Source organism: Paenibacillus luteus (assembly GCF_006542765.1).
GTDB classification, from domain to species: Bacteria; Bacillota; Bacilli; order Paenibacillales; family Paenibacillaceae; genus Pristimantibacillus; species Pristimantibacillus luteus.
This window is the reverse complement of sequence record NZ_SKCD01000097.1, coordinates 68,197-91,513: the sequence shown is the minus strand read 5'-3', so window position 1 is coordinate 91,513 and position 23,317 is coordinate 68,197. Positions and strand designations below refer to the sequence as shown.

Sequence of the window (23,317 nt, the reverse complement as noted above, 5' to 3'; positions counted from 1 at the left end):
AGGTGAATGAATTGGATATCGCAATTATGTATCATTACATTTGTGATCGTAAATGGAATGGAATAGTACCATTAACTCCAAATGAATTTAAAGAACAAATTGAATTTATTGCAACAAAATACGATATTGTTAGTTTAGACGACCTGCATAAACCAAAGAAACTAAAACCCCGATGTGTATTGACATTCGATGATGGGACAAAAGATCAATATGAAAATGCTTTTGCATTTCTAAAGCAAAAGGGACTTCCAGGCTATTTCACAGTTATGTCAGGTCCATTGCAGAAAATGAGAATCCCCACATTCCATCTAGTTCATGCTATCCTATCCTTTTATTCTGATAAGGAGATATGGGAAGATATTAATACAGAGTTTGTTTTACCAGATATAAAAGAGAGAAGTAACCAGTATTATTCTTATGAAAAAAATGAATTTCGTAGATACAATAAATATATATTCAATTTCTTTCTCGGGGAACAGGATAGTAGAAATTATTTATTACAGAAACTGCTTGAGAACTATGAGAGTGAACAAAAATTTATTCAAGAATACTATATAAGTATAAACGAGTGGGTAGAAATGAGTAAAGCTGGTATGACCTTAGGTGTTCATTGCGTAGACCATTTACCATATAATGAAGATCCTGAGGCGTTTTATAGTAACGAGATTGCTCCGTGCGTTTCATTTATTGAAAAAAGCATAAACATTAAAACAGAATGGTATACTCCAGCATTTGGCGGAGGAGAGAAATCTAAACAAATGATTAATGAGTTAGAACCAATACTGAAAGAAAATGGGTTTAAAGGAGGATTCACCACATCAATTGGTCTGAATCAAGGCTTAAATAACTTTTGGCTTAACCGCTATGATTGTATGGATATATTCCCGTTGAAAAAATAGGCGAAATAGACAGTTTTATAGCTCATGAGAGGAGATAATAATATGAAGAATAAGTTATTGGATATAATTAATGAAATGATGGAGGAAGCAGGTACTTCTACAATTGAAGAGTTAAAAGAAGAAATGAGTCTTCGCGACGATTTAAAAATGGATTCATTAATGCTTGCAGAATTAACAGTGCGCATTGAAGATGAATTTGAAGTGGATTTATTTGAGGACGGTATTGTTCGTACAGTTGCTGAAGTATTAGCAAAGATAGAAAGAAGTTAAATTATGGAAAAATTATTCTTAGCGTGCGGTCTAAAAGAGTATTCTTATTCTGATTTAATTAATGATTTGAATAATATGATTAGCTATTCACCGTATATTTATGTTCAAGAAAACGATCCTTATGAAATATTTCTTAGAATTATTCATAGTATTCTATACCAACAGTCAACTGTGATATTAGATGGAGACTTTTCTAAATACGAGTTAGAACGATTAGGCTTAAATCTAATTGAAGTGACTAAAACATATACTATTGATAATGTTAAAGTATATAGAAGTATGCATGAAGTAAATGAAGAAATAAAAAACAAAGTTGATTGGAATGTTGCTCTATATACATCGGGTACGACGGGTAAACCTAAAAAAATAACTCACAAATTCGATACAATCACAAGATTTGTTAAACAAGGTGAAAAGTACGAAAAAGACGTATGGGCTATGTGTTATAATACGACGCACATAGCAGGTATTCAAGTGTTTTTTCAAAGCCTATTTAATAAAAATAGCTTAATATATGCGTTTAACTTAGGCCAAATTGATTTGGAAAAGTTAATTGTGAAATATGGAATTACTAGTATTTCTGCAACCCCTACATATTATCGAATGGTGTTATCGAATTTCAAAGAGATTCATGAAAATGTGAAAAATATAACTTTTGGCGGTGAAAAGTTCGATCAAAGTCTAAAGATTTCTATTGATCAATTATTTCCTAACGCTAAAGTAACAAATGTGTATGCTACAACAGAAGGTGGCAGCCTATTCTCTTCCCGAGGAGAAGATTTTATTGTTAATTCAAATATTTCTCAACTTATTCGAATAAATGAATTAAATGAACTTTGGCTTCATAAATCGTTGCTTGGTCAATCAGATCATATTCATCTAGACGGAGATTGGTATAATACTGGAGACCTTGTTGAACGAGTGACGGAAGAATTATTTAGGTTTGTTTCGCGTGGTAATGAAATGATAAATGTAGGTGGATACAAAGTTAATCCAATTGATGTTGAGGCTGTTATAATGCAAGTGCCTGGTGTGCTTGATTGTTTAGTTATGGGAAGAGAGAATAAGATTACAGGTCAATTGATTGTTGTTAATGTTGTCAAGGAGAAGTTAGTGGACGATAAAATTTTAAAACAGTTAATAAAAGCACATGCATCAGAGCATCTACAGGAATGGAAAGTACCAAGATTAATTAATTTTGTGGAAGAAATTAAGACGACTCGCACAGGGAAGAAGGCAAGAATATGCAGTGGATTATTGTCACAGGGGACTCCAGAGGATTAGGCAAAGAGATTACACTTCAGATTTTGTCGGAAACACAATACGGTGTAATCGGAATAAGCCGTTCAGATGTGAACGAAACAAGTGATATAATCTCAAATTACCCAGGTAGGTATATTCATTTAGTTTATGATTTAGCAAATTCAAAAGAAATTAAAAATCTATATATAAATCAAATAAAAAAAATTGGACCCATATACGGTTTAGTGAATAATTCGGCGTTTGCATATGATGATATTGTATCAAATTTAAATAATAAACTCTTAGATCAAATGTTTCAGGTAAATGTGTATTCACCTATGAACTTAACTAAATATGTTATACGAGATATGTTACTGAATAAGGTGCAAGGATCAATTGTTCACATTTCGTCAGTTAGTGCACATACTGGCTATAAAGGGCTCAGCATGTATGCAGCAACAAAAGGAGCTTTAGAGGCTTTCTCGATAAATGTCGCAAGAGAATGGGGAGAGAAGGGGATTCGATCTAATTGTATCGTTCCTGGGTTTATGGAAACAACTATGAATGCATCTTTGAACTTGGAACAAAAACAGCGTATCTATAGAAGAACTTCCATGAAAAAAGAAACAAGTGTAAATAGTGTAGCAAGTACTGCATTATTTTTATTATTAGAACAATCTGTTTCCATTACAGGTACGGTCATACATGTAGATAATGGAACACTCTGATTTATTTACTGTGTTAAGCTGCGTCTCTTAGGCACAGTTATATTCTAAATTGAATATCTTAAACTTTTATCGGATTTTTGTTAGTAAATATTATCGGCATTTGTAAGTGTTAGGGAGGCGGATACTATGCATTTAACAACCGTAATAGAAAAACTAATTGACATAGAACCATTAACTAAAAATAAAAAAATCGTTCTCTTTGGTAGTGGTAAAGGAGGGAGACTAGTTTTAGCTGGTCTAAGGATTCTATCGTTAGAGGTAAACTATTTTACGGATAATAATTCTGAGAATATAGATGCAACATTGTTTGGTATTAATATAAGACAACCAAGTGTATTATCCATGGAGAATAAAAAGGATGTAGTAATTATTATATCAAGTGCATTTTATAATGAAATTGCATCTCAATTAAACGAAATGGGATTCGAAGAAGACCTAAATTATATTTCTTTATTTAAAACGCCTATTATAAATGTAAAAGAAGAGCCCACAATTAATATTAAAGCTAGACATAACAGAGATATAAACGGAGTATTTGTCGGGAAATATAGTTACGGGGTGGAGAAATACTGCTATCCTGTACCACATATCGAAAGTGTAGGAGCGTTTTGTTCCGTTAATTATACTGCGATGATAGGCTTGCATAATCATCCAACTGAACAAATTACAACACATCCTTTTATTTATTATCCATATAGTCATTTAGGGGGGAATGAACTTATTCCAAATGATTTATTCACTAACAAGGATATAGAACTTCTCCGACAAGACGAAGTCACTAAAAATGATAAAGTTGTTTTGGGAAATGATGTATGGATAGCAGCAGGAACTATTATTTTGCCAGGAATAAAAATTGGGAATGGAGCAATAATAGCGGCGGGAGCTGTTGTTACTAAGGATGTACCAGATTATGCTGTTGTGGCAGGAGTACCGGCTAAAATTATAAAATTCCGTTTTAACGAAAAAGAGATCCAAATACTAAACAAAGTGAAATGGTGGGACTGGGAGGACGATAAAATTGTTGAGATGGCTAGATATTTAAAAGATGTGAGCTTATTTTTTGAATATTTTTCTGATGAAAGCAACTTATAGAAATATAAAAACTAAATTTTATGATTGTTTGGATAATTGTTAGCAAAAATATAGTTTTCAATCCGTTCTGAAATACCTGAAAATTGTGACAACTCAACTTTATTGTTTAAATGATATCAGGTCTGTTGATTTACCACTAAATGGTAGAAAAAGAGTCGTCAACTCGGTAAAATGTTTGTACCCCTACAAACCAACCGAAAGGTGACGACTCCATGAGAAAGTCTATCACGATTCCATCCATCCTTCAATCCATACTAACACCTGAAGAAGTCGCACTCGTCGTTCAAGCCGTCGGTTACGTGGATACAGCTCGAAAGTTCACAGTGTATCATTTGTTACAATATTGGTGTGCTGCAGCAAGTGAAGAATGGCCCGGTTATCGTTTCGGTGCGGATCGTGCCTCCCGTATCGGCTTGCCCGAAGTTCACTATTCCTCCTTTTCAGGCAAAGCAGCTGATGTACCGTTTACGGTATTTAAGGCACTTTTTCATCTGCTTATCCGCAAATGCAATCGGGAAACGAGGCGGAAGTTAGCTTTTCCTAAAGAATTATTACTCATTGACTCCACTACTATGACTGTGGGGAAAACACGGTTGCCTTGGGCTCCATACCACGGAGAATGTTCTGCTGTGAAGTTACATGTAGCCTTACAGGACCGAAACATGCAGCCACTTAAAGTTACGGAAACGGTTGGCTCCAAGCATGATGGACCGATAAGTGAATCGTTAGAAAGCATCGATTTTATTATGGTTATGGATCGCGCTTACGGTAAATTGGAGCGTTTGGATCGCTATAAAAAAGATGGACAATCCTTCGTCATTCGACTTCGTGACAATGTACATCTTGAAAAACCACGAGCCTTACGACGTCAAGTTTTCAACGATTCTTCTGTAATTCGGGATATCACCTGTCAACTCGGTACATCTCAGTGTCGTTCTGAGATGCGTCACCGTGTGGTCATCTTTCGTGATTTTGAAGGTAGAGAAATTCGTGTCGTTACAGATTTAATAGGAATAACGGCGGAGCAAGTCGCCCTGATTTACAAAGCCCGTTGGCAAATAGAGGTTTTCTTTCGTTGGATCAAGCAACATTTAAATATCCCGACATTATTTGGTACGACAGAGAATGCCGTCTATGGTCAACTTTTCTCCGCATTGCTCGTCTTTGTGTTGCTCAAATGGCTGTTTGATGGCGCGAAGCACACGTTGCCCCGACATGCGGAGCTTTCTTTTGTTCGATTTACTCGGTTGCTGCTTCTGGATGGCTTACCTGTCGAATGGATGTTGCGCATATATCGCATGATTAATTATAAGTACGGGCATCTTCCAGTTACATATTCTGGTTAATCAACAGGCGTGAAATGATATCTAAGTATTAAATGAAAATAATTGGTACGTTTAAGAGTTTACATAATATAAACATCTTTGTTTTTTTGAGAACCTACCAAAAAAGAAACAAAGGTGTTTGTTTTTTAGATCAATTTTTTCATAGTGCAATGATTTTACTTTTAATTATGAAAACTATATATAATTTTAAAAGTATGTTTATATAATGCAGTCAATTTCACCTAATATTAAATCCGTTCCATGCCGATAACTATATTATAATATCAACGTTGGAGGAATGATTTGTAATGAATGTGAATACATCGATAACAGGCGCAGGAACAGGTTCTGATCGAGTAGTCTCAAGCAGCAAATCTAGTGAGGTTGTAATGGAAGCATTACAGGTCACAACACCACATACAACTAGAACAACGGCGAGTTTTACGAATGTTGGTGAGCTTAAAAAAGCGGAGATGCGTGGAGAAAACTATACGGTAAGTGATGAACAAATTGTTAAGGCTATTGAACGAGCGATAAAAGGAATGCAGGGGAAGGCGACAAACCTCGAATTTTCAGTCCATGAAAAAACAAAAATGATTGCAGTAAAGGTTTTAGATAGTGAATCAGGTGAGGTTATTAGGGAAATTCCGCCTGAGAAAACGTTGGATTTTGTAGCAAAACTATGGGAAATGGCCGGCATATTAATTGATGAAAAAGGTTAGTGTTTAAACAACTAAGAATGAAATAAAGGAGTGATCTCGATGGTTATGCGAGTGAGTGGTTTAGCTTCAGGCATGGAAACGGATGATCTAATAAAGCAGTTGATGTCTGCGCAGCGTGCGCCGATGAATAAACTAGCTCAAAAGAAGCAATTGCTGGAATGGAAGCGGGATGATTATCGTGCTCTAAACAATAAGATTCTCGAGTTTCGTAATTCGACGACAGACATGAGATTGGAATCATCTTATTTATCCAAAAAAGTATCATCATCCCAGGATGCTTCTGTAAGTGCTTCAGCAGGTGCGTCGGCTAATGAAGGGATATACTCAATTGAAGTTGTTAAGTTAGCATCAACGGCATCAATGACATCGGAAGCATTGAATGCAGTGAGACAAGACATTACAACGCTCAAAGAATTAGATAATAATTTTAAATCAGGTAAAATTGTAATTACAGGAGCGAAAGGCGAAAAAGAAATAACGGTTGGTGAGACTACAACTTTGGCTTCCTTGGTGGCCGATATTAATACTGTTTCAAACGCAACTGGTATGAAAGCATCTTACGATCCTGGTACTAAAAAGATGTACTTTACATCTACTCAATCAGGTAAACTAGCTGATGATGGCATAAAGCTGGAGCTAAAAGATGTAGTGCTTAAAGATGAGAACGGAACTGCACCCTCTCTACAGTCATTATTAAAGGTTGGTAGTGGAAATGTGGCATCAGCGAACGGTGTAAATGCTCAGGTTAGGCTAAATGGCAGTGCATCTATCGATGAATTCTCATCAAACAACTTCACGGTAGCGGGTATTTCCTACAATATTAAACAGGAAACGACAGCACCAATTAATATTACGGTTACGAAAGATACGGATGCCGCATTTGACAAAATCGTTAAGTTTGTAGATAAATATAATTCATTGATAAGTGAAGTGAATAAAAAGCTCAATGAAAAGAAATATCGTGATTTTCAACCGCTTACGGCAGATGAAAGGAAAGATTTGAAAGAAGATGAGATTAAGCAGTGGGAGGAAAAAGCGAAAAGTGGTACGCTTAGAGGTGAAAACCTGTTGTTAAAAGGTTTAAGCGATCTTCGTTTTGCCATGTCAAGTACTGTGAGTGGTCTTCCAGAAGGCCAACTAAGAAACTTATCAGATATAGGAATTTCAAATGCGAACGTTAATGGCAAAACAATCAGTGGAAGCTTTGCAGATGGTGGTATGCTTTATATTGATGAAACGAAGCTCAAAAAGGCATTGTCGGAGAAGCCCGAGGAAGTATTGAATTTATTCAAGACTGATGGCGAGACTTCTTCACAGGATGGAATTGCTACACGTTTATATGATAAAGCTTCAGCTCTGTTCGCACAGGTAACGGAGAAAGCAGGTACTGCTAATGCTATAGAGGATCGTTACGAAATAGGTAAAACGACCAAAGATATTAATGAACAGATCACTCGTATGACAAGAAGGCTCGAAGATTTGGAAGCTCGTTACTATAAACAATTTACAGCAATGGAAACAGTGTTAAATAAAATGAATTCACAAAGCGCATGGCTTTCCCAGCAATTCGCATAGGAGGTAATACATGCAAACCCAACAGCGCAATAAGTATCTACAGACAACGGTACAAACCGCAACCCCACAGCAACTTCTTATTATGCTTTATGATGGTGCAATCAGGTTTGTGAGACAAGGAACAGAAGCTATAAAGAACCAAGATTTTGCTGTTGCTAATACAAGTTTTTTGAGAGCACAGGACATTATTAATGAGTTTATTATTACAATAGATCGTACATCTGAGATTTCGGATAACTTATTGAAGCTCTATGAATATTTCAATATGCGAATAGTTGAGGCAAATATGAAGAAGAGCAGTGAACCGGCTGAAGAGGTACTCGGTCATTTGCAGGAGCTTAAGGAAACTTGGATTCAAGCTGCCAAACAATATAACCAGTTAGCAGGACAAGCAAGTGGAAACACTTTTAAACAAACTCAATCAACTGTCGTATAATTTAATTGAGCGGTTGGGTAATTGCGAGATGGAGGAACTTGTTTTATATATGGAGGAGAGGGATGAGTTGTTTGCTAAGCTTCAACAAACTACTCCAGACCGAACGCAAGTATCTGCATTTCGCCCTCTTGTTGAACTTATTCTGAAGCAAGACGTCGTCATCATGGGCAGAATGATGGAACTTCGGAATAATGCCAATCAGGAGATTGAGAAGATTAATATAGGGAAACGTTCAAAATCCATGTATGATACCGGATCCTATGGGGATGAAAGTATGTTTTTCGATACAAAACGATGAGAATGTTAATTATCAATTTCTTAATCCGCCCTCTGGGCGGATTTTTATTTACTAAATAGAAATTAACTAGAAAAACCAATTGTATATATTGACTACCACAGCATAAAGATGAAAATCGGAGAAAAGAGGATGGAACAGCTGAATTGGATTTTCGTAGTTGTTGAATGTTTTTAATCTTAAGCAAGCGAGAGCATCTGTGTGCAATATATTGGCTCAAAATAGAATTGAATCCGCTTACAACAAATTGTTTGACAATTCCGTTAAGTGGGTGTTATAGTCAAATTGTGGGTTATACGATGAGATGCCTCACAGTATTTGAAGATGAAGGGAATGTTTGCACATGCAAGGTAAAGTTAAATGGTTTAACGCAGAGAAGGGTTATGGATTTATCGAGACTGAGCAAGGCGGCGACGTATTTGTTCATTTCTCCGCAATCCAAACTGAAGGTTTCAAAACACTTGAAGAAGGCCAATCCGTGGAATTCGATATTGTAGAAGGCGCTCGCGGACCACAAGCTGCTAACGTAGTTAAATTGTAATCATTCGGCTGATCCAGCCAACCTATATTTTGGATCACTACTCATGTCACTTACACAAAGCTCCGGGAAACCGGGGCTTTTTTTTGTAAGTTTTATTGCACATACATTTGTAAGGCCAGATGCCCCGCCAGTTGTGAACATTCTATTACATCTATGAATTAATTTATCTGAAAATTCTAAATTAATTAAAAACTATTTTGATTCGAGCGCTTACATATGATATAATAAGCACATGTAAAGGAGGAGTTCCCCATGAACTACAACATTCGAGGTCAACACTTTCAAGTGACAGACGCATTGAGAGACTACGTCGAAAAGAAACTCAGCCGATTGGATAAATATTTCGAAGCACCAATCACCTCCGATATCAACGTAACACTATCCGTCACCAAAGGAAAACATGCAGTAGAGGTGACCATTCCACTCACCGGCGTTATGCTAAGAGCCGAGGAGAAAAGCGAGGACATGTACGCATCGATCGATGTGGTTGCGGACAAACTCGAACGACAAATACGCAAACATAAAACAAAAGTGAATCGCAAGTTCCGCCAAGGCAGCGGCGTTCGTGCCTTATTTAAGGAAGAGGGCTCCGCAGTGGGCGTTCTGGAGGAAGAAGACGATCTGGAGCTTGTACGTACCAAGCGCTTCGCAATGAAGCCAATGGACGTGGAAGAGGCGATTTTGCAAATGAATATGGTTGGACATAGTTTCTTCGTTTTCTCGAATGTAGACAACAAAGAAGTGAGTGTTGTATACAAACGAAGCGATGGAAAATATGGGCTAATCGAGCAGGGCTAGCAGCAATTATACTTAAATCGAAGAGCCTTTTCTCCTTTTTGGAGAGAGGCTTTTTCTTTTCCAACCATCCTCGTTGCGGCGGTGTCGACAAACTGATACAATTTAATGCAAAGAGGCGTCATTACGAAAGGGGAATTCCATGCTCGGACTAGTGAAAAAGATATTTGGTGACCATAACGAGCGCGAGGTAAAACGGCTCCAACGGACGGTAGATGAAATCAACGCAATCGAATCGAAATTTACAGGATTATCCGATGAAGCGCTTCGTGCTAAAACAGAGGAATTCAGAGCAAGGATTGAAAAAGGCGAAACCTTGGATAAAATTTTGCCCGAAGCTTTTGCAACAGTAAGGGAAGCATCCAAGCGTACGCTCGGCATGCGTCACTTTGATGTACAATTGATGGGTGGTATGGTGCTGCATGAAGGCAAGATCGCGGAGATGAGAACGGGTGAAGGTAAGACGCTCGTTGCGACGCTTCCGGTTTATTTGAATGCACTGCTAGGCAAAGGCGTACACGTTATCACAGTCAATAACTATCTGGCACAACGTGATAGTGAGCTGATGGGAGAGTTGTATGGTTTCCTTGGCATGACCGTTGGCTGTAACTTGCACGGCTTGTCGCATGATGAGAAGCAAGAAGCTTATGCTTGTGATATTACGTACGGAACGAACAATGAATTCGGGTTCGATTATTTACGTGACAATATGGTGCTTTACAAGGAACAAATGGTACAGCGTCCCCTTTATTTTGCCATCATCGATGAAGTGGATTCCATTCTGGTCGATGAAGCGCGGACGCCGCTTATTATTTCAGGACAAGCTGCGAAATCGACGGAGCTTTATTTTGCCGCTGACCGCTTTATTAGCCGTTTGAAGCCGGAAGAGGACTTTACGATTGATATCAAGCTTCGCAGCGTCATGCTGACTGAATCAGGCGTAGAGAAGACGGAGAAAGCTTTCCATATTGAAAATCTTTTTGATCATGCGAACGTCACGCTTAACCACCATGTTCAGCAAGCGTTGAAAGCAAATTTCATTATGAAACGCGACGTGGACTATGTTGTTGAAGACGAAGAGGTCGTCATTGTCGATGAGTTTACGGGCCGGCTCATGTCGGGTCGCCGTTACAGTGATGGCTTGCACCAAGCGATTGAAGCGAAGGAAGAACTGAAGGTTCAGAACGAGAGCATGACTCTTGCAACAATTACATTCCAGAACTACTTCCGGATGTATCGCAAGCTTGCCGGGATGACCGGTACTGCCAAAACAGAGGAAGAAGAGTTCAAACGGATTTACGGTCTTGATGTTATTCAAGTGCCAACCAACCGTTCCATGATCCGTAAGGATATTGCGGATGTGGTCTACAAGTCCGAGATGGGCAAGTTTAAAGCGGTTGTGGAAGAAATCGTTGAGCGTCATAGCAAAAACCAGCCGATCCTTGTCGGTACGATTTCTATCGAAAATTCAGAGAAGCTATCCGAGATGCTGAAACGCAGAGGCGTAACGCATAAGGTGCTTAATGCGAAATTCCATGCGGAGGAAGCAGAGATCATCTCTCGTGCTGGCCAGGCGGGATCGGTAACGATCGCTACAAACATGGCAGGCCGTGGTACGGATATTTTGCTTGGCGACCAGGTTGCAGATCTTGGCGGCTTGCACATTATCGGTACAGAGCGCCATGAAAGCAGACGGATTGATAATCAGTTGCGTGGACGTGCTGGACGTCAAGGCGATCCTGGTTCTTCCCAGTTCTATTTATCGCTTGAAGATGAATTGATGCGCCGCTTCGGTTCTGAAAATATTATGGGCATGATGGACAAACTAGGGCTAGATGAAGATCAACCCATCGAGAGCCGGATGATCTCCAGAGCGATAGAATCGGCACAGAAGCGTGTTGAGGGCAACAACTTCGACATTCGGAAAGTCGTTTTGCAATATGATGATGTCATGAACCAACAGCGTGAGGTTATTTATAAGCAGCGCCGTGATATTCTTGGCTCGGAAGACATCCGCCAGGAAGTTATGGACATGCTGAAGCCTGTCATTGAGCGTATTGTCGAAGCACATACCTCGGAGGATATTCCGGAGGAGTGGGATCTTCAAGCGATCGTGGATTACGCACTTGCAACCTTCCTGCCGGAAGGAGCTTTGTCCAAGGATGAGATTTGGGGCAAAGAGAAGGACGAGATCGTTGAGTATATCCTGGCAGAAGTTGTTGCTACTTATGATGAGCGCGAGGAAGAGCTTGGAGCGGAGACGATGCGCGAGTTCGAGAAGGTTGTTGTGCTTCGCGCCGTAGACAGCAAATGGATGGATCACATCGATGCGATGGATCAACTTCGTCAAGGTATCCACTTGCGTGCCTATGGCGGTACCGATCCTCTTCGTGAGTACCAGTTTGAAGGCTTTGAGATGTTCAAGGAAATGATCGAGAGCATTCAAGAGGAAGTTGCCAGATATATTATGAAGGCGCGCGTAGAGAGCAACCTGGAGCGTCAGGAAGTGGCTCAAGGGCAAACGACGACGACGAGCGGCGGCGGGGAAGCGATCGAGAAGCGTCCGGCTAAGCGTGAAGAGCGCGTAGGACGCAACGATGCTTGTCCATGCGGCAGCGGCAAGAAATACAAGCAGTGCCACGGCAAGTAAGTTGCGATGCTGGGCAGCACGGCATACGATATGGAATGAAGAATGATTTTGAGGTGAAGCGAAGCTATGATAGACATAACGGTTAAACAAGACCTGCGTGAAATGGCTAAGCGTCTCCAAGAGCTCAGGGGGTCTCTTTGACTTAGATATTAAGCAAGAGATTATCGCCAATTTCGAAGAGAAGATGACGATGCCTGATTTTTGGGATGATAATGACAAGGCACAGGGCGTCATTTCGGAGATGAATGCGGTCAAGTCGGTCGTCGACCACTACGCTGGGCTTAATAGCGAGCAGGAAGACCTGCAGATGCTGTTAGAGCTTGCGGAAGAGGAAAGCGATGAATCGGTTGCTGCAGACGTTGTAAGCGGCGTAGAGAAGCTTATGAAGAAGATCAGTGAGTTTGAGCTCCAGCTGCTTCTGAACCAGCCCTATGACAAGCTTAATGCGATACTGGAGCTGCATCCTGGAGCTGGCGGTACCGAGTCGCAGGATTGGGGCTTAATGCTTTATCGGATGTACACGCGCTGGGCGGAGAAAAGTGGCTTCAAGGTGGAGCTGCTCGACTATTTGCCGGGTGATGAGGCCGGTATCAAGAGCGTGACGATACTCGTTAAGGGTTTTAATGCCTACGGTTATTTGAAGGCAGAGAAGGGCGTGCACAGGCTCGTCCGTATCTCTCCTTTCGATTCTGCGGGCCGTCGCCATACATCCTTCGCCTCCTGCGATGTTGTACCAGAAATTGACGACAGTATTGAAATCGAGATTCGTTCTGAGGATTTAAAGGTTGATACGTACCGTGCGAGCGGAGCGGGCGGCCAGCACGTCAACAAAACGGAGTCCGCGATTCGAATTACGCATATTCCTTCCGGTATCGTGGTGGCGTGTCAGCAGGAGCGCTCGCAAATCCAGAACCGGGAGCGGGCGATGAAGATGCTTCGTTCCAAGCTGTATGAGCGCAAGATCGAGGAGCAGATTAAGCATCTTGCAGAAATCCGCGGCGATCAATCCGAGATTGCTTGGGGCAGCCAGATTCGTTCTTATGTGTTCCATCCTTACAGTATGGTTAAGGATCACCGTACCTCGGTGGAGACAGGAAATGTAGGCGCGGTTATGGATGGAGATATCGATGCGTTTATCGATGGTTATCTGCGCCATCAGATTCGTCATGATTAAATAAATAGCTACGGGGAAGAGTTCCGACACGAGAGACGTGTGGAGCTCTTCTTTTTGCGAAAATAAGCTTACGGGGGGATCGGTGGTATGAACGAGGGGGCTTTAAAAAGAAAAAAAGGTGGCCGTGTTTTGAGTCCGCGCGCTCAGTCAGTGTGGAGCATCGTTCAACTGCTGATCGGCTCGGCCATCGTTGCCATTAGCTTTAATATGTTTATGGTTCCAAATGGCATTGCTTCGGGCGGAGTGTCTGGGGTGTCTATTCTCGTGCAGCGAGTAACGGGTATTACGCCAGCGCTTACGCAATGGGCGATTAATATACCTTTGTTTATTGCAGGCTTGTGGCTGCTTGGCAAACGTTTCGCTGTCAAAACAGCGCTGGGCTCGATCATTTTGCCGTTGTTTGTACTGATAACGGATGGTTGGCCTTCGCCAACAGATAATCCACTGCTTGCAGCGATTTACGGTGGGATCGGCGTTGGGCTTGGATTGGGCCTTGTTTTTCGTGGTGGGGCATCGACAGGCGGCCTGGATTTAGCGGCGCAAATTTTGCACCGGTATACAGGCCTCCCACTTAGCCTGGCGATCGTTTGCTTTGATGGGTGCGTGATTATTGCGGCGGGTATCATTATTTCGCCTGAGGTGGCACTCTATGCGCTGATCGGATTGTTTGTCACGAGCAAGACGATTGATTTTGTGCAAAGCGGACTTCAGCTGTCGAAAGTTGCGTTCATTATCAGCGAGCATTCCGAGCTGGTTGCCGAAGCGATTCTGAATGATCTGGACCGCGGCTTGACGCGTTTGGATGGACATGGGGGATACACGGGAGCAGGGCGTACGGTATTGATGGTCGTCGTTGGGCAAAATGAGGTGCCGAAGCTCAAACAGCTGGTGCGGGCAATTGATCCAGGTGCCTTCGTCATTATAAGCAATACGGCCGAGGTGCTTGGGCAAGGGTTTAAGCTGGAGAGTTAAGTAGTTGTGAGTATGGAGATAAGGCCTTGAATACATCATGATTTGTCCGTTGTATTATTATGAATTCGAATGTATAATAATACGAAAGAATGTGCGTATTTCCATCAACTGCCGAATGTTGTACAATTATAAGTTGAAGAAGATGACAACCTTTCCGCGTGCGGAAAGAGCAATAGAGAGAGCTGCAGCGCGAGCCGAACTCAGCGTGCAGCATCTAGTTTCGAGGAGAGATTAACATGAGCACAAAGGTGAAAATAGCAATAATCGGTTCAACCGGCTACGGCGGTGTAGAGCTCATTCGATTGCTCGCATCCCACCCGTTGGCAGAGATAACTTCGGTCATTTCTTCCTCCGCAGCAGGCACTCCAATTACAGAGGGCTATCCGCATTTGCTGGGCATTCGCGAGGAATTGCTGGATGACGTAGATCCAGCAGCCATTAAAGCCAAGGCAGATGTAGTGTTCCTTGGAACCCCTGCCGGTGTCGCGTCTAAATTGGTGCCGTCTTTGCTTGAGGTTGGTTTAAAAGTGATTGATTTATCCGGTGATTTCCGCTTGAAATCGCCTGCATTATATGAAGAATGGTACAAAAAACCAGCTGCGGATGAGGCTTATCTGAAGCAAGCGGTTTTTGGCTTGGCTGAAATTTACGGGGATCAGGTCGTAAACGCCCCTTTCATCTCCAATCCAGGCTGTTACCCGACCGCGACGCTGCTTGGCCTTATTCCAGCAGTCAAAGAGGGCTGGATCGATCCGGCTACCATCATTATTGACGCAAAATCGGGTGTGTCTGGCGCAGGGCGTGGAGCTTCACTAGGCACTCATTATTCAGAGCTGAATGAAAATCTTAAAGCTTATAAATTAAATAAGCATCAACATATTCCGGAAATTGAAATGGTACTCTCGGACGCAGCGAACAAGCCTGTGGTTACAACGTTTACGACCCATCTTGTACCGATGACACGGGGCATTATGTCTACGATGTATGCGACGCTGCAAGGCGATAGGAGCACGAATGATTTTATCGAGCTTTACCGTTCCTACTATGAAGGCCGCAAATTCGTGCGTATCCGTCCAGAAGGACAATGGCCGTCTACGAAGGAAGTCTGGGGCTCCAATTATTGCGATATCGGCTTTGCGGTTGATGAGCGTACGGGCCGTGTGACGATTGTTTCCGTTATTGATAACTTGGTTAAAGGCGCGGCAGGTCAAGCCATTCAAAACCTGAACCTGATGATGGGCTGGGACGAGACGCTCGGTCTGCAATTTGTTCCCGTTTACCCTTAAGCAGCAAACATAGCTTTTGAACTTATCATCCATACTTATACAGGTGAAGGAGATACGATTTTACGATGGGACAGGATACTATGGCTACCTCGTTCTCAGTCGTCACGGACGGCTCGATAACGACTCCCCAAGGCTTTAAGGCAGGCGGACTGCATTGCGGTCTCAAAAAAACGACGCGCAACGATTTGGGTGCGATCGTATGCGAGGTACCGGCGGCAGCAGCAGGTGTGTATACGACGAATGTTTTCCAGGCAGCACCGCTGCAAGTGACGCGGGAGAGCATCGGCTCTGACGGTTTGCTTCGCGCTGTGCTTGTGAACAGCGGCAACGCGAATGCTTGCACAGGCAAGCAAGGTGATGCGGATGCTTATGAAATGCGTTCCAGATTCGCAGAATCCATCGGCGTAGCGGCTGATCAAGTTGCGGTTGCTTCAACGGGTGTGATTGGCGAGCTATTGAAAATGGATAAGGTACGCACCGGCATTGACGGATTGCCTGTTAAGCTGGCAGGAAGCCGCGAAGGAGCGGATGATTTTTGCCAAGCGATCCTGACAACGGATTTGGTGCAGAAAATGGTCTGCGTCGAGCTCGAACTAGACGGCAAGCGCGTGTATGTGGCCGGCGCGGCAAAAGGCTCAGGCATGATTCACCCGAATATGGCAACGATGCTTGGCTTCGTGACGACGGATGCAGCGATCGGCAGTGAGGCGCTTCAACAGGTGCTGCGCCAATCTACGGATCTGACGTTCAATATGATTACAGTTGACGGCGATACGAGCACGAATGACATGCTGGTCGCTATGGCGAGCGGTCTTGCAGGCAACAACGAGCTGACGGCAGCGCATGAGGGCTGGGATGCATTCACAGCTGCCATTCGTTATGTATGTGAGGTGCTGGCGAAGGCAATTGCCCGTGACGGCGAAGGCGCGACGAAGCTCGTTGAAGTACAGGTGAACGGCGCGGTAAGCGACGATTCAGCTCAAGCCATTGCGAAAACGGTTATCGGATCATCACTTGTCAAATCGGCTGTGTTTGGAGCGGATGCGAACTGGGGACGGATTATTGCGGCAGTAGGCCGTGCAGGCCAGCCCGTGAACCCGGAGACGGTTGATATCCGTCTAGGCGATATTGTGACATTGGAGCAATCGCGTCCTGTCGGCTTCGACGAGGAACTCGCTTTGGACTATTTGAAGGGCGATACGGTCGTTATCCGCGTGGACCTTCATAACGGCGAGGGAACAGCGACGGCATGGGGCTGCGACCTGACCTATGATTATGTCCGCATTAACGCGGCTTATCGGACGTAAGCAAAGAAGAGGCTTGGAGGGTATGAGACAGTGACGGAGCAACGATTTGTAATGAAATGCGGAGGCAGCACGCTAGCGGCGCTTCCGAACAGCTTTTTTGACGAACTGAGGGAGCTGCAGCTCTCCGGCGTGCTTCCGGTTATCGTACACGGAGGCGGTCCCGCTATTTCCGAAACGCTGGGCAAGCTTGGAATCGAGACGGGGTTCGTGAACGGGCTGCGGGTGACGAATGATGCGGTCCTTGACGTGGTAGAGATGGTGCTAGCGGGACGGATCAATAAGGAAATCGTGCGTAAAATCCAAATCAACGGAGCTAAGTCGCTAGGACTATCCGGCGTAGATGGTATGCTCATACAAGCGCGTCCTGTTGCCAATGCGGCAGAGATCGGTTTTGTCGGCGATGTCACGGACGTGAATGCAGCCATTATTGAAGGCGTTATGGAGATGGGATATATCCCTGTTATTGCTCCAATTGGCATCGATGAACAAGGCCAGCGCTACAATATCAATGCAGATACGGCAGCGGGAGCGGTTGCTTCCCATCTGGGCGTAGAGCGAATGATCGTTGTGACGGATGTGCCGGGCATTTTGAAAACGGTGGACGGGCAAAAGCAGGTGCTTCCTGTTGTCTCGGTTGCGGAAATCGAGGAAATGATCACGAGCGGCGAAATATACGGCGGCATGATTCCGAAAGTGCGCGCAGCGATTCAATGCATACAAGGACGTGTAAGCGAAGTGGTTATCGTAAGCGGCGAGGAGCCGGGCGTACTGACCAAGGCGGTTCGCGAGGGCGGCGTTGGTACGCGTATTGTTCAGACGAATGAAGGGCGGGTGTAGAAGGCGATGAGTGAAATCAAAACAGCGGCAGCTGCGGATGAATCCCTATTTCCAACCTATGCAAGATATCCAATGGCTTTGGTCAAGGGAGAAGGAAGCTGGCTGTGGGACGATAAAGGGAACAAATACCTTGATTTTATGAGCGGGATTGCCGTTACGAATCTTGGGCATGCTCCTAAACAAATCAAGGAAGCTCTTGTTAAGCAGTTAGATGAGCTTTGGCATGTATCCAACCTGTTTCATATTCCAAACCAGGCGGAAGCGGGCAAGCTTATCACGGACAACAGCTGTGCGGATGCAGTTTTCTTCTGCAACTCGGGTGCGGAAGCTAACGAAGCAGCCATTAAGCTAGCCCGTCGTTATAACCAGAAAGTGCTGAACAACGGCCGATTTGAGATTATTACCTTCGAGCAATCCTTCCATGGGCGTACGCTTGCAACGCTTACAGCGACGGGCCAAGCGAAAGTGAAGGAAGGCTTCGCTCCATTGCCAGCCGGATTCAAAACAATCCCGTTGAACGATTTGGCTGCGCTTGAAGCAGCGGTTTCTGACCAGACGGCAGCGGTTATGCTGGAGATGGTTCAGGCAGAGGGCGGTATTTATCCGGTTGATCCTGATTATTTGAAATCGCTTGTGGCGCTTTGCGAGAAGCAGGGAATCCTGCTGATCGTAGACGAGATTCAAACCGGAATGGGGCGTACGGGCAAGCTGTTTGCTTATGAGCATTTTGGCATCGAACCGGATATTTTCACGATGGCTAAAGGGCTTGGAAGCGGGTTCCCGGTCGGCGCCATGGCTGCGAAAGAGAAGCTTCGCGAAGGCTTTACGGCAGGAAGCCATGGCTCGACCTTTGGCGGCACGCCGATCGCTACTGCAGTCGTCAAGGCGACATTGGAGACGATTGTCGGAGAAGGCCTTTCAGCACGAGCGGCTCAGCAGGGCGAATATTTGATGACGCAGCTTCGTGAGAAGCTAGCAGGAAATGCTTTTGTGCGTGAGGTTCGCGGTTTGGGACTGCTCGTTGGCATCGAATGCGCGGAGCCGATTGGCGAGATTTTGAATCAAGCGCAGGAACGCGGGTTGATTGCCATTTCGGCAGGTCCGAATGTCATTCGCCTATTGCCGAATCTGCTCGTATCAGATGAAGAAATCGACATCGCCGTTTCCATATTGGTAGATCTACTGGAGAAGCAACAGCCAGTTGTTTAAATAAGCAAGCAGAAGGTTTTTAGCTGAAGGAGGGCTCTATTATGCAAGGAGCTGTAAAAGAGGAATTAGCGCAAAGCTTGAAGGGGCGCGATTTTCTAATGCTGGTTGATTTCAAGCCGGAGGAAATCCGTTACTTGATCGATTTGGCTATTGATTTGAAACAAAAGCAAAAAGCTGGCGAAACCCATCATGTTCTTAAAGGGAAAACGCTGGGCATGATCTTTGAAAAGTCGTCGACACGCACGCGCGTTTCGTTCGAAGTAGGCATGTACCAGTTGGGCGGCCAAGGCTTGTTCCTAAGCGGTAATGATTTGCAAATCGGACGCGGCGAGACCATTTGGGATACAGCCCAAACGTTGTCCCGTTACTTGGACGGCATCATGATTCGTACATTTGCGCACCGTAAAGTGGTTGAGCTGGCTCGCGGAGCAACGATTCCGGTCATTAACGGCTTGACGGATCTTTCGCATCCATGCCAGGCACTCGCGGACTACCAGACGATTTTGGAGCAAAAGGGCCGTCTGGAAGGGCTGAAAATCGCTTATATCGGCGATGGCAACAACATGACGCATTCCTTGCTCATGGGTGCTGCCAAGCTGGGACTTCATATGTCGGTTGCCACACCGGAAGGCTACGAGCCGGATGCTGATATTATCCAACAGACGAAGGACCATGCGGCTGAGACGGGCTCGCAAATCCACATTTGCCGTGATCCGAAGGAAGCAATCGCGGATGCGGATATCGTTTATACGGATGTATGGGCGAGTATGGGGCAAGAAGCGGAACAGAAAGAACGCGAGATTGCTTTTGCAGCTTATCAGGTGAACGAAGCTTTGGCGAAATATGCTAAGAAGGATTACCTCTTCATGCACTGCTTGCCAGCGCACCGCGGTGAAGAAGTGAGCGAGGGAGTCATTGACGGCGATCGTTCGATTATTTTTGATCAGGCTGAGAATCGTCTCCACGCGCAAAAAGCAATCATGGCAGCCATTATGGCTTAATTTAGATTTTGGAAATAAATAAGTTGAGCAAAAGATTTAAAGGTTTAGCGAAGCGAGAAGATCGTTCTGTAGAAACGAATTGTTCGCCTTTGTAGTCTGATTCATACCTTTTAAGGTTTAATTCAATAAAAGAATCTGGCTACAACCGCGATCGTAAGAATGATCACCTCGCGCAGCGACCATAACGTAGATGTTTAGTTCAATTAATATAAATTGTTGATATAGATCAATTCATTTGAAGGGAAGTTATCATTACCATGGCAAAAGAAAAAATCGTACTTGCTTACTCGGGAGGCCTGGATACATCGGTTATCCTCAAGTGGCTGAAAGAAACGTATGACGCTGAAATCATCGCTTTCACGGCAGACATCGGACAAAAGGATGAATTGGACGGCTTGGAAGAAAAAGCACTAGCGACAGGCGCATCGAAGGTTTACATTGACGATCTTCGCGAAGAGTTCGCGAAAGACTTTATTTACCCGATGTTTCAGGCTGGAACACTGTATGAAGGTCAATATCTGCTAGGTACTTCCATTGCCCGTCCGCTTATCGCTAAGCGCATGGTTGATATTGCCCGTGCAGAAGGCGCGACTTACATTGCGCACGGCGCAACAGGCAAAGGCAATGACCAAGTTCGTTTCGAGCTGACAGCTGCTGCGCTTGCACCGGAGATTGGCGTTATAGCGCCATGGCGTTCCGAAGCGTTCCGTGAAGAATTCCCGGGCCGCGCGGAAATGATCGCTTATGCAGAGAAGCATAACATTCCGGTTACAGCATCTGCTGCAAAGCCTTATTCGACAGATCGCAACCTGCTGCACATTAGCTTTGAGAGCGGCATGCTGGAAGATCCTTGGTTCGATCCAAGCTCCGAAGAGAACGAAAGCATGTACGTGCTTAGCGTATCTCCAGAAAACGCTCCAGATCAAGCGGAATACGTGGAGCTTACTTTTGCAGAAGGCAACTGTACAGCCATTAACGGCAAAGAACTGAGCCCTCTTGAGGTTATGGATACGCTCAATGAGCTTGGCGGCAAGCACGGCATCGGCCGTGTGGATATGGTTGAGAACCGCTTCGTCGGCATGAAGAGCCGCGGCGTGTATGAAACACCGGGCGGAACGATCCTGTTCACGGCTCACCGCAAAATGGAATCGTTGACGATGGACCGCGAAGTGATGCATCTTCGTGACTCCCTGATTGCAAAATACAGCCAGCTTGTTTATAACGGCTTCTGGTTTGCTCCTGAGCGTCTTGCTTTGCAAGCACTCGTAACAGAATCCCAAAAGAACGTAAGCGGCGTTGTTCGTCTGAAGCTCTACAAAGGCAACGTAATCGGTGCAGGCGTGCAAAGTCCAGTTAGCTTGTACAATCCTGACATTGCAACGATGGAGGCCGATCCTTCACAAGCGTACGATCAAGGTGATGCGACAGGCTTCATCCGTTTGAATGCTTTGCGCTTGAAAGTGTCCTCTGCTGTCAGCAATAAATAAGGTTTACAAGGGAGTGTAACGAACCAGTGAGTAAATTATGGGGCGGTCGTTTTACGAAGAAAACAGACCAATTGGTAGAGGAATATACGGCATCGATTATGTTCGACAAGGAGCTTGCCGAAGAGGATATCCAAGGCAGTATTGCTCATGTAACAATGCTTGGCAAACAAGGTATTTTGCCTGCTGATGACGTTGAGAAAATTAAAGACGGCTTGCACCGCGTTCTTCAACGCATCAAGCGCAACGATATCGAGTTCTCTATCGGGGATGAAGATATTCATATGAATATCGAGAAAACGCTGATCGATGATGTTGGCTCCGTTGGCGGGAAGCTGCATACAGGACGCAGCCGTAATGACCAAGTGGCGACGGATATGCATTTGTGGCTTCGCAAACGCGTAGTCGAGTTCGTGGATATGCTCTATAAGCTGCAATTTGCGCTTATCGAGCAAGCCAAAGCGAATATTGATACAATTGTGCCGGGATACACACATTTGCAGCGTGCGCAGCCGATCTTGTTCGCCCATCATTTGATGGCATATGTATCGATGTTCGGACGTGATATCGAGCGTCTTCAGGACAGCTACAAACGGATCAACGTGCTCCCACTAGGTGCTGGCGCTTTGGCAGGAACGACGTTCCCGATCGATCGTCATTTTGTAGCGAGCCAGTTGAAATTCGACCGTGTCTATGAGAACAGCCTAGATGCGGTAAGCGACCGCGATTTTATCGTCGAGTTTCTTGCTGATGCGTCCATTATTATGATGCATCTCTCGCGTATGAGCGAAGAGCTTATTCTTTGGTCGAGCACGGAGTTCCACTTCGTAGAGCTTGATGATGCTTTCTGTACAGGCAGCAGCATTATGCCTCAGAAGAAAAATCCGGATGTGCCCGAGCTTGTGCGCGGCAAAACCGGACGGGTCTACGGTGATCTTGTTGGCTTGCTGACCGTACTGAAGTCGCTGCCGCTGGCGTACAATAAGGACATGCAGGAAGATAAGGAAGGCATGTTCGATACCGTGAAGACGCTGCAAGGCGCACTTCAATTGTTCGCCCCAATGATCGCAACGATGAAAGTGAACAAAGACCGGATGCGCCAAGCGGTGAATCAGGATTTCTCGAACGCAACGGACATCGCGGACTTCCTCGTTGGCAAAGGCTTGCCTTTCCGCCAAGCGCATGAGGTTATCGGCAAAACGGTATTGTATTGCATCGAGCAAAACAAATACCTGCTGGACCTGACGCTGGAGGAATTCAAAAAATTCTCGTCGCTGTTCGACGATCGGATCTACGCCGTGCTGCAGCCAGAGCAGGTTGTTAATGCCCGTAACGTCTATGGCGGTACAGCGAAAACGCAGGTGCAGGACGCTATTGGCCGCGCTGAGCTTGCATTAGAGCAAACGGCTGCATGGGTAACCGAGTACTTGGAGCGCAGCAGATAATACATTTTCAGCAATCTTAAATAGGAAAGCAG

At 44.4% G+C, this 23,317-nt stretch carries 22 protein-coding genes; all 22 read left to right on the top strand.

The window, feature by feature from the left end; genetic code table 11:
* Window positions 1–11: 11 nt before the first annotated feature.
* The 22 genes from E0496_RS34740 (at window position 12) to argH (ending at window position 23,285) form a co-directional block, all read left to right on the top strand.
* The gene (locus E0496_RS34740) at window positions 12–899 is read left to right on the top strand and encodes a polysaccharide deacetylase family protein (RefSeq protein ID WP_141506461.1); all 888 of its coding nucleotides are present in this window, start codon (window positions 12–14) and stop codon (window positions 897–899) included.
* Window positions 900–941: 42 nt separating this feature from the next.
* Complete coding sequence (locus E0496_RS34735) at window positions 942–1,169, top strand: acyl carrier protein (protein WP_141506460.1); 228 nt, start codon at window positions 942–944, stop codon at window positions 1,167–1,169.
* A 3-nt stretch (window positions 1,170–1,172) separates the two neighbouring features.
* Window positions 1,173–2,453, top strand: a complete 1,281-nt coding sequence (locus tag E0496_RS34730; RefSeq protein WP_141506459.1) for an ANL family adenylate-forming protein — start codon at window positions 1,173–1,175, stop codon at window positions 2,451–2,453.
* Window positions 2,414–3,139, top strand: coding sequence for an SDR family NAD(P)-dependent oxidoreductase (locus E0496_RS34725; protein WP_141506458.1), 726 nt, complete (start codon window positions 2,414–2,416; stop codon window positions 3,137–3,139). Before E0496_RS34730 ends, E0496_RS34725 begins: the two co-directional genes overlap by 40 nt.
* 126 nt (window positions 3,140–3,265) lie before the next feature.
* Complete coding sequence (locus E0496_RS37045; protein ID WP_277755906.1) at window positions 3,266–4,231, top strand: CatB-related O-acetyltransferase; 966 nt, start codon at window positions 3,266–3,268, stop codon at window positions 4,229–4,231.
* A 212-nt stretch (window positions 4,232–4,443) separates the two neighbouring features.
* Window positions 4,444–5,577, top strand: a complete 1,134-nt coding sequence (locus E0496_RS34715; RefSeq protein WP_141506457.1) for an IS4 family transposase — start codon at window positions 4,444–4,446, stop codon at window positions 5,575–5,577.
* Between the two features lie 287 nt (window positions 5,578–5,864).
* Window positions 5,865–6,278, top strand: coding sequence for a flagellar protein FlaG (locus E0496_RS34710; RefSeq protein WP_338325895.1), 414 nt, complete (start codon window positions 5,865–5,867; stop codon window positions 6,276–6,278).
* A gap of 39 nt (window positions 6,279–6,317) precedes the next feature.
* Complete coding sequence (gene fliD, locus E0496_RS34705; RefSeq protein WP_141506456.1) at window positions 6,318–7,853, top strand: flagellar filament capping protein FliD; 1,536 nt, start codon at window positions 6,318–6,320, stop codon at window positions 7,851–7,853.
* 10 nt (window positions 7,854–7,863) lie between these two features.
* On the top strand, window positions 7,864–8,289 hold the full coding sequence (fliS, locus tag E0496_RS34700) for a flagellar export chaperone FliS (protein WP_141506455.1): 426 nt from the start codon (window positions 7,864–7,866) through the stop codon (window positions 8,287–8,289).
* Window positions 8,249–8,587 carry a hypothetical protein gene (locus tag E0496_RS34695; RefSeq protein WP_141506454.1) on the top strand — a complete coding sequence of 113 codons (339 nt, stop codon included), beginning with the start codon at window positions 8,249–8,251 and terminating at the stop codon, window positions 8,585–8,587. Before fliS ends, E0496_RS34695 begins: the two co-directional genes overlap by 41 nt.
* A 340-nt stretch (window positions 8,588–8,927) precedes the next feature.
* Window positions 8,928–9,125, top strand: a complete 198-nt coding sequence (locus tag E0496_RS34690) for a cold-shock protein (RefSeq protein ID WP_028608231.1) — start codon at window positions 8,928–8,930, stop codon at window positions 9,123–9,125.
* A 252-nt stretch (window positions 9,126–9,377) separates the two neighbouring features.
* Window positions 9,378–9,923 (top strand): ribosome hibernation-promoting factor, HPF/YfiA family, encoded by a 546-nt coding sequence (gene hpf / locus E0496_RS34685; protein WP_141506453.1) that lies wholly within the window; start codon window positions 9,378–9,380, stop codon window positions 9,921–9,923.
* 139 nt (window positions 9,924–10,062) lie between these two features.
* The gene (gene secA / locus E0496_RS34680) at window positions 10,063–12,570 is read left to right on the top strand and encodes a preprotein translocase subunit SecA (RefSeq protein ID WP_141506452.1); all 2,508 of its coding nucleotides are present in this window, start codon (window positions 10,063–10,065) and stop codon (window positions 12,568–12,570) included.
* Window positions 12,571–12,636: 66 nt separating this feature from the next.
* Window positions 12,637–13,744, top strand: a protein-coding gene (prfB, locus tag E0496_RS34675) for a peptide chain release factor 2 (RefSeq protein WP_141506451.1) whose coding sequence is annotated in 2 segments (ribosomal slippage) — window positions 12,637–12,708 and window positions 12,710–13,744 — 1,107 coding nt in all. Because the reading frame shifts where the segments join, the coding sequence is not laid out codon by codon here.
* An 87-nt stretch (window positions 13,745–13,831) separates the two neighbouring features.
* Window positions 13,832–14,716 (top strand): YitT family protein, encoded by an 885-nt coding sequence (locus tag E0496_RS34670; protein ID WP_141506450.1) that lies wholly within the window; start codon window positions 13,832–13,834, stop codon window positions 14,714–14,716.
* Between the two features lie 236 nt (window positions 14,717–14,952).
* Window positions 14,953–16,002, top strand: coding sequence for an N-acetyl-gamma-glutamyl-phosphate reductase (argC, locus tag E0496_RS34665; RefSeq protein WP_141506449.1), 1,050 nt, complete (start codon window positions 14,953–14,955; stop codon window positions 16,000–16,002).
* A 65-nt stretch (window positions 16,003–16,067) separates the two neighbouring features.
* Window positions 16,068–17,309, top strand: a complete 1,242-nt coding sequence (argJ, locus tag E0496_RS34660) for a bifunctional ornithine acetyltransferase/N-acetylglutamate synthase (RefSeq protein WP_175598169.1) — start codon at window positions 16,068–16,070, stop codon at window positions 17,307–17,309.
* 51 nt (window positions 17,310–17,360) lie between these two features.
* Window positions 17,361–18,146 carry an acetylglutamate kinase gene (gene argB / locus E0496_RS34655; RefSeq protein WP_141506583.1) on the top strand — a complete coding sequence of 262 codons (786 nt, stop codon included), beginning with the start codon at window positions 17,361–17,363 and terminating at the stop codon, window positions 18,144–18,146.
* Between the two features lie 6 nt (window positions 18,147–18,152).
* Window positions 18,153–19,355, top strand: a complete 1,203-nt coding sequence (locus E0496_RS34650; protein ID WP_141506448.1) for an acetylornithine transaminase — start codon at window positions 18,153–18,155, stop codon at window positions 19,353–19,355.
* A 41-nt stretch (window positions 19,356–19,396) separates the two neighbouring features.
* Window positions 19,397–20,356, top strand: a complete 960-nt coding sequence (gene argF, locus E0496_RS34645) for an ornithine carbamoyltransferase (RefSeq protein ID WP_141506447.1) — start codon at window positions 19,397–19,399, stop codon at window positions 20,354–20,356.
* Between the two features lie 257 nt (window positions 20,357–20,613).
* Window positions 20,614–21,843, top strand: a complete 1,230-nt coding sequence (locus tag E0496_RS34640) for an argininosuccinate synthase (RefSeq protein ID WP_141506446.1) — start codon at window positions 20,614–20,616, stop codon at window positions 21,841–21,843.
* A 26-nt stretch (window positions 21,844–21,869) separates the two neighbouring features.
* Window positions 21,870–23,285 carry an argininosuccinate lyase gene (gene argH / locus E0496_RS34635; protein ID WP_139996984.1) on the top strand — a complete coding sequence of 472 codons (1,416 nt, stop codon included), beginning with the start codon at window positions 21,870–21,872 and terminating at the stop codon, window positions 23,283–23,285.
* Window positions 23,286–23,317 lie beyond the last annotated feature (32 nt).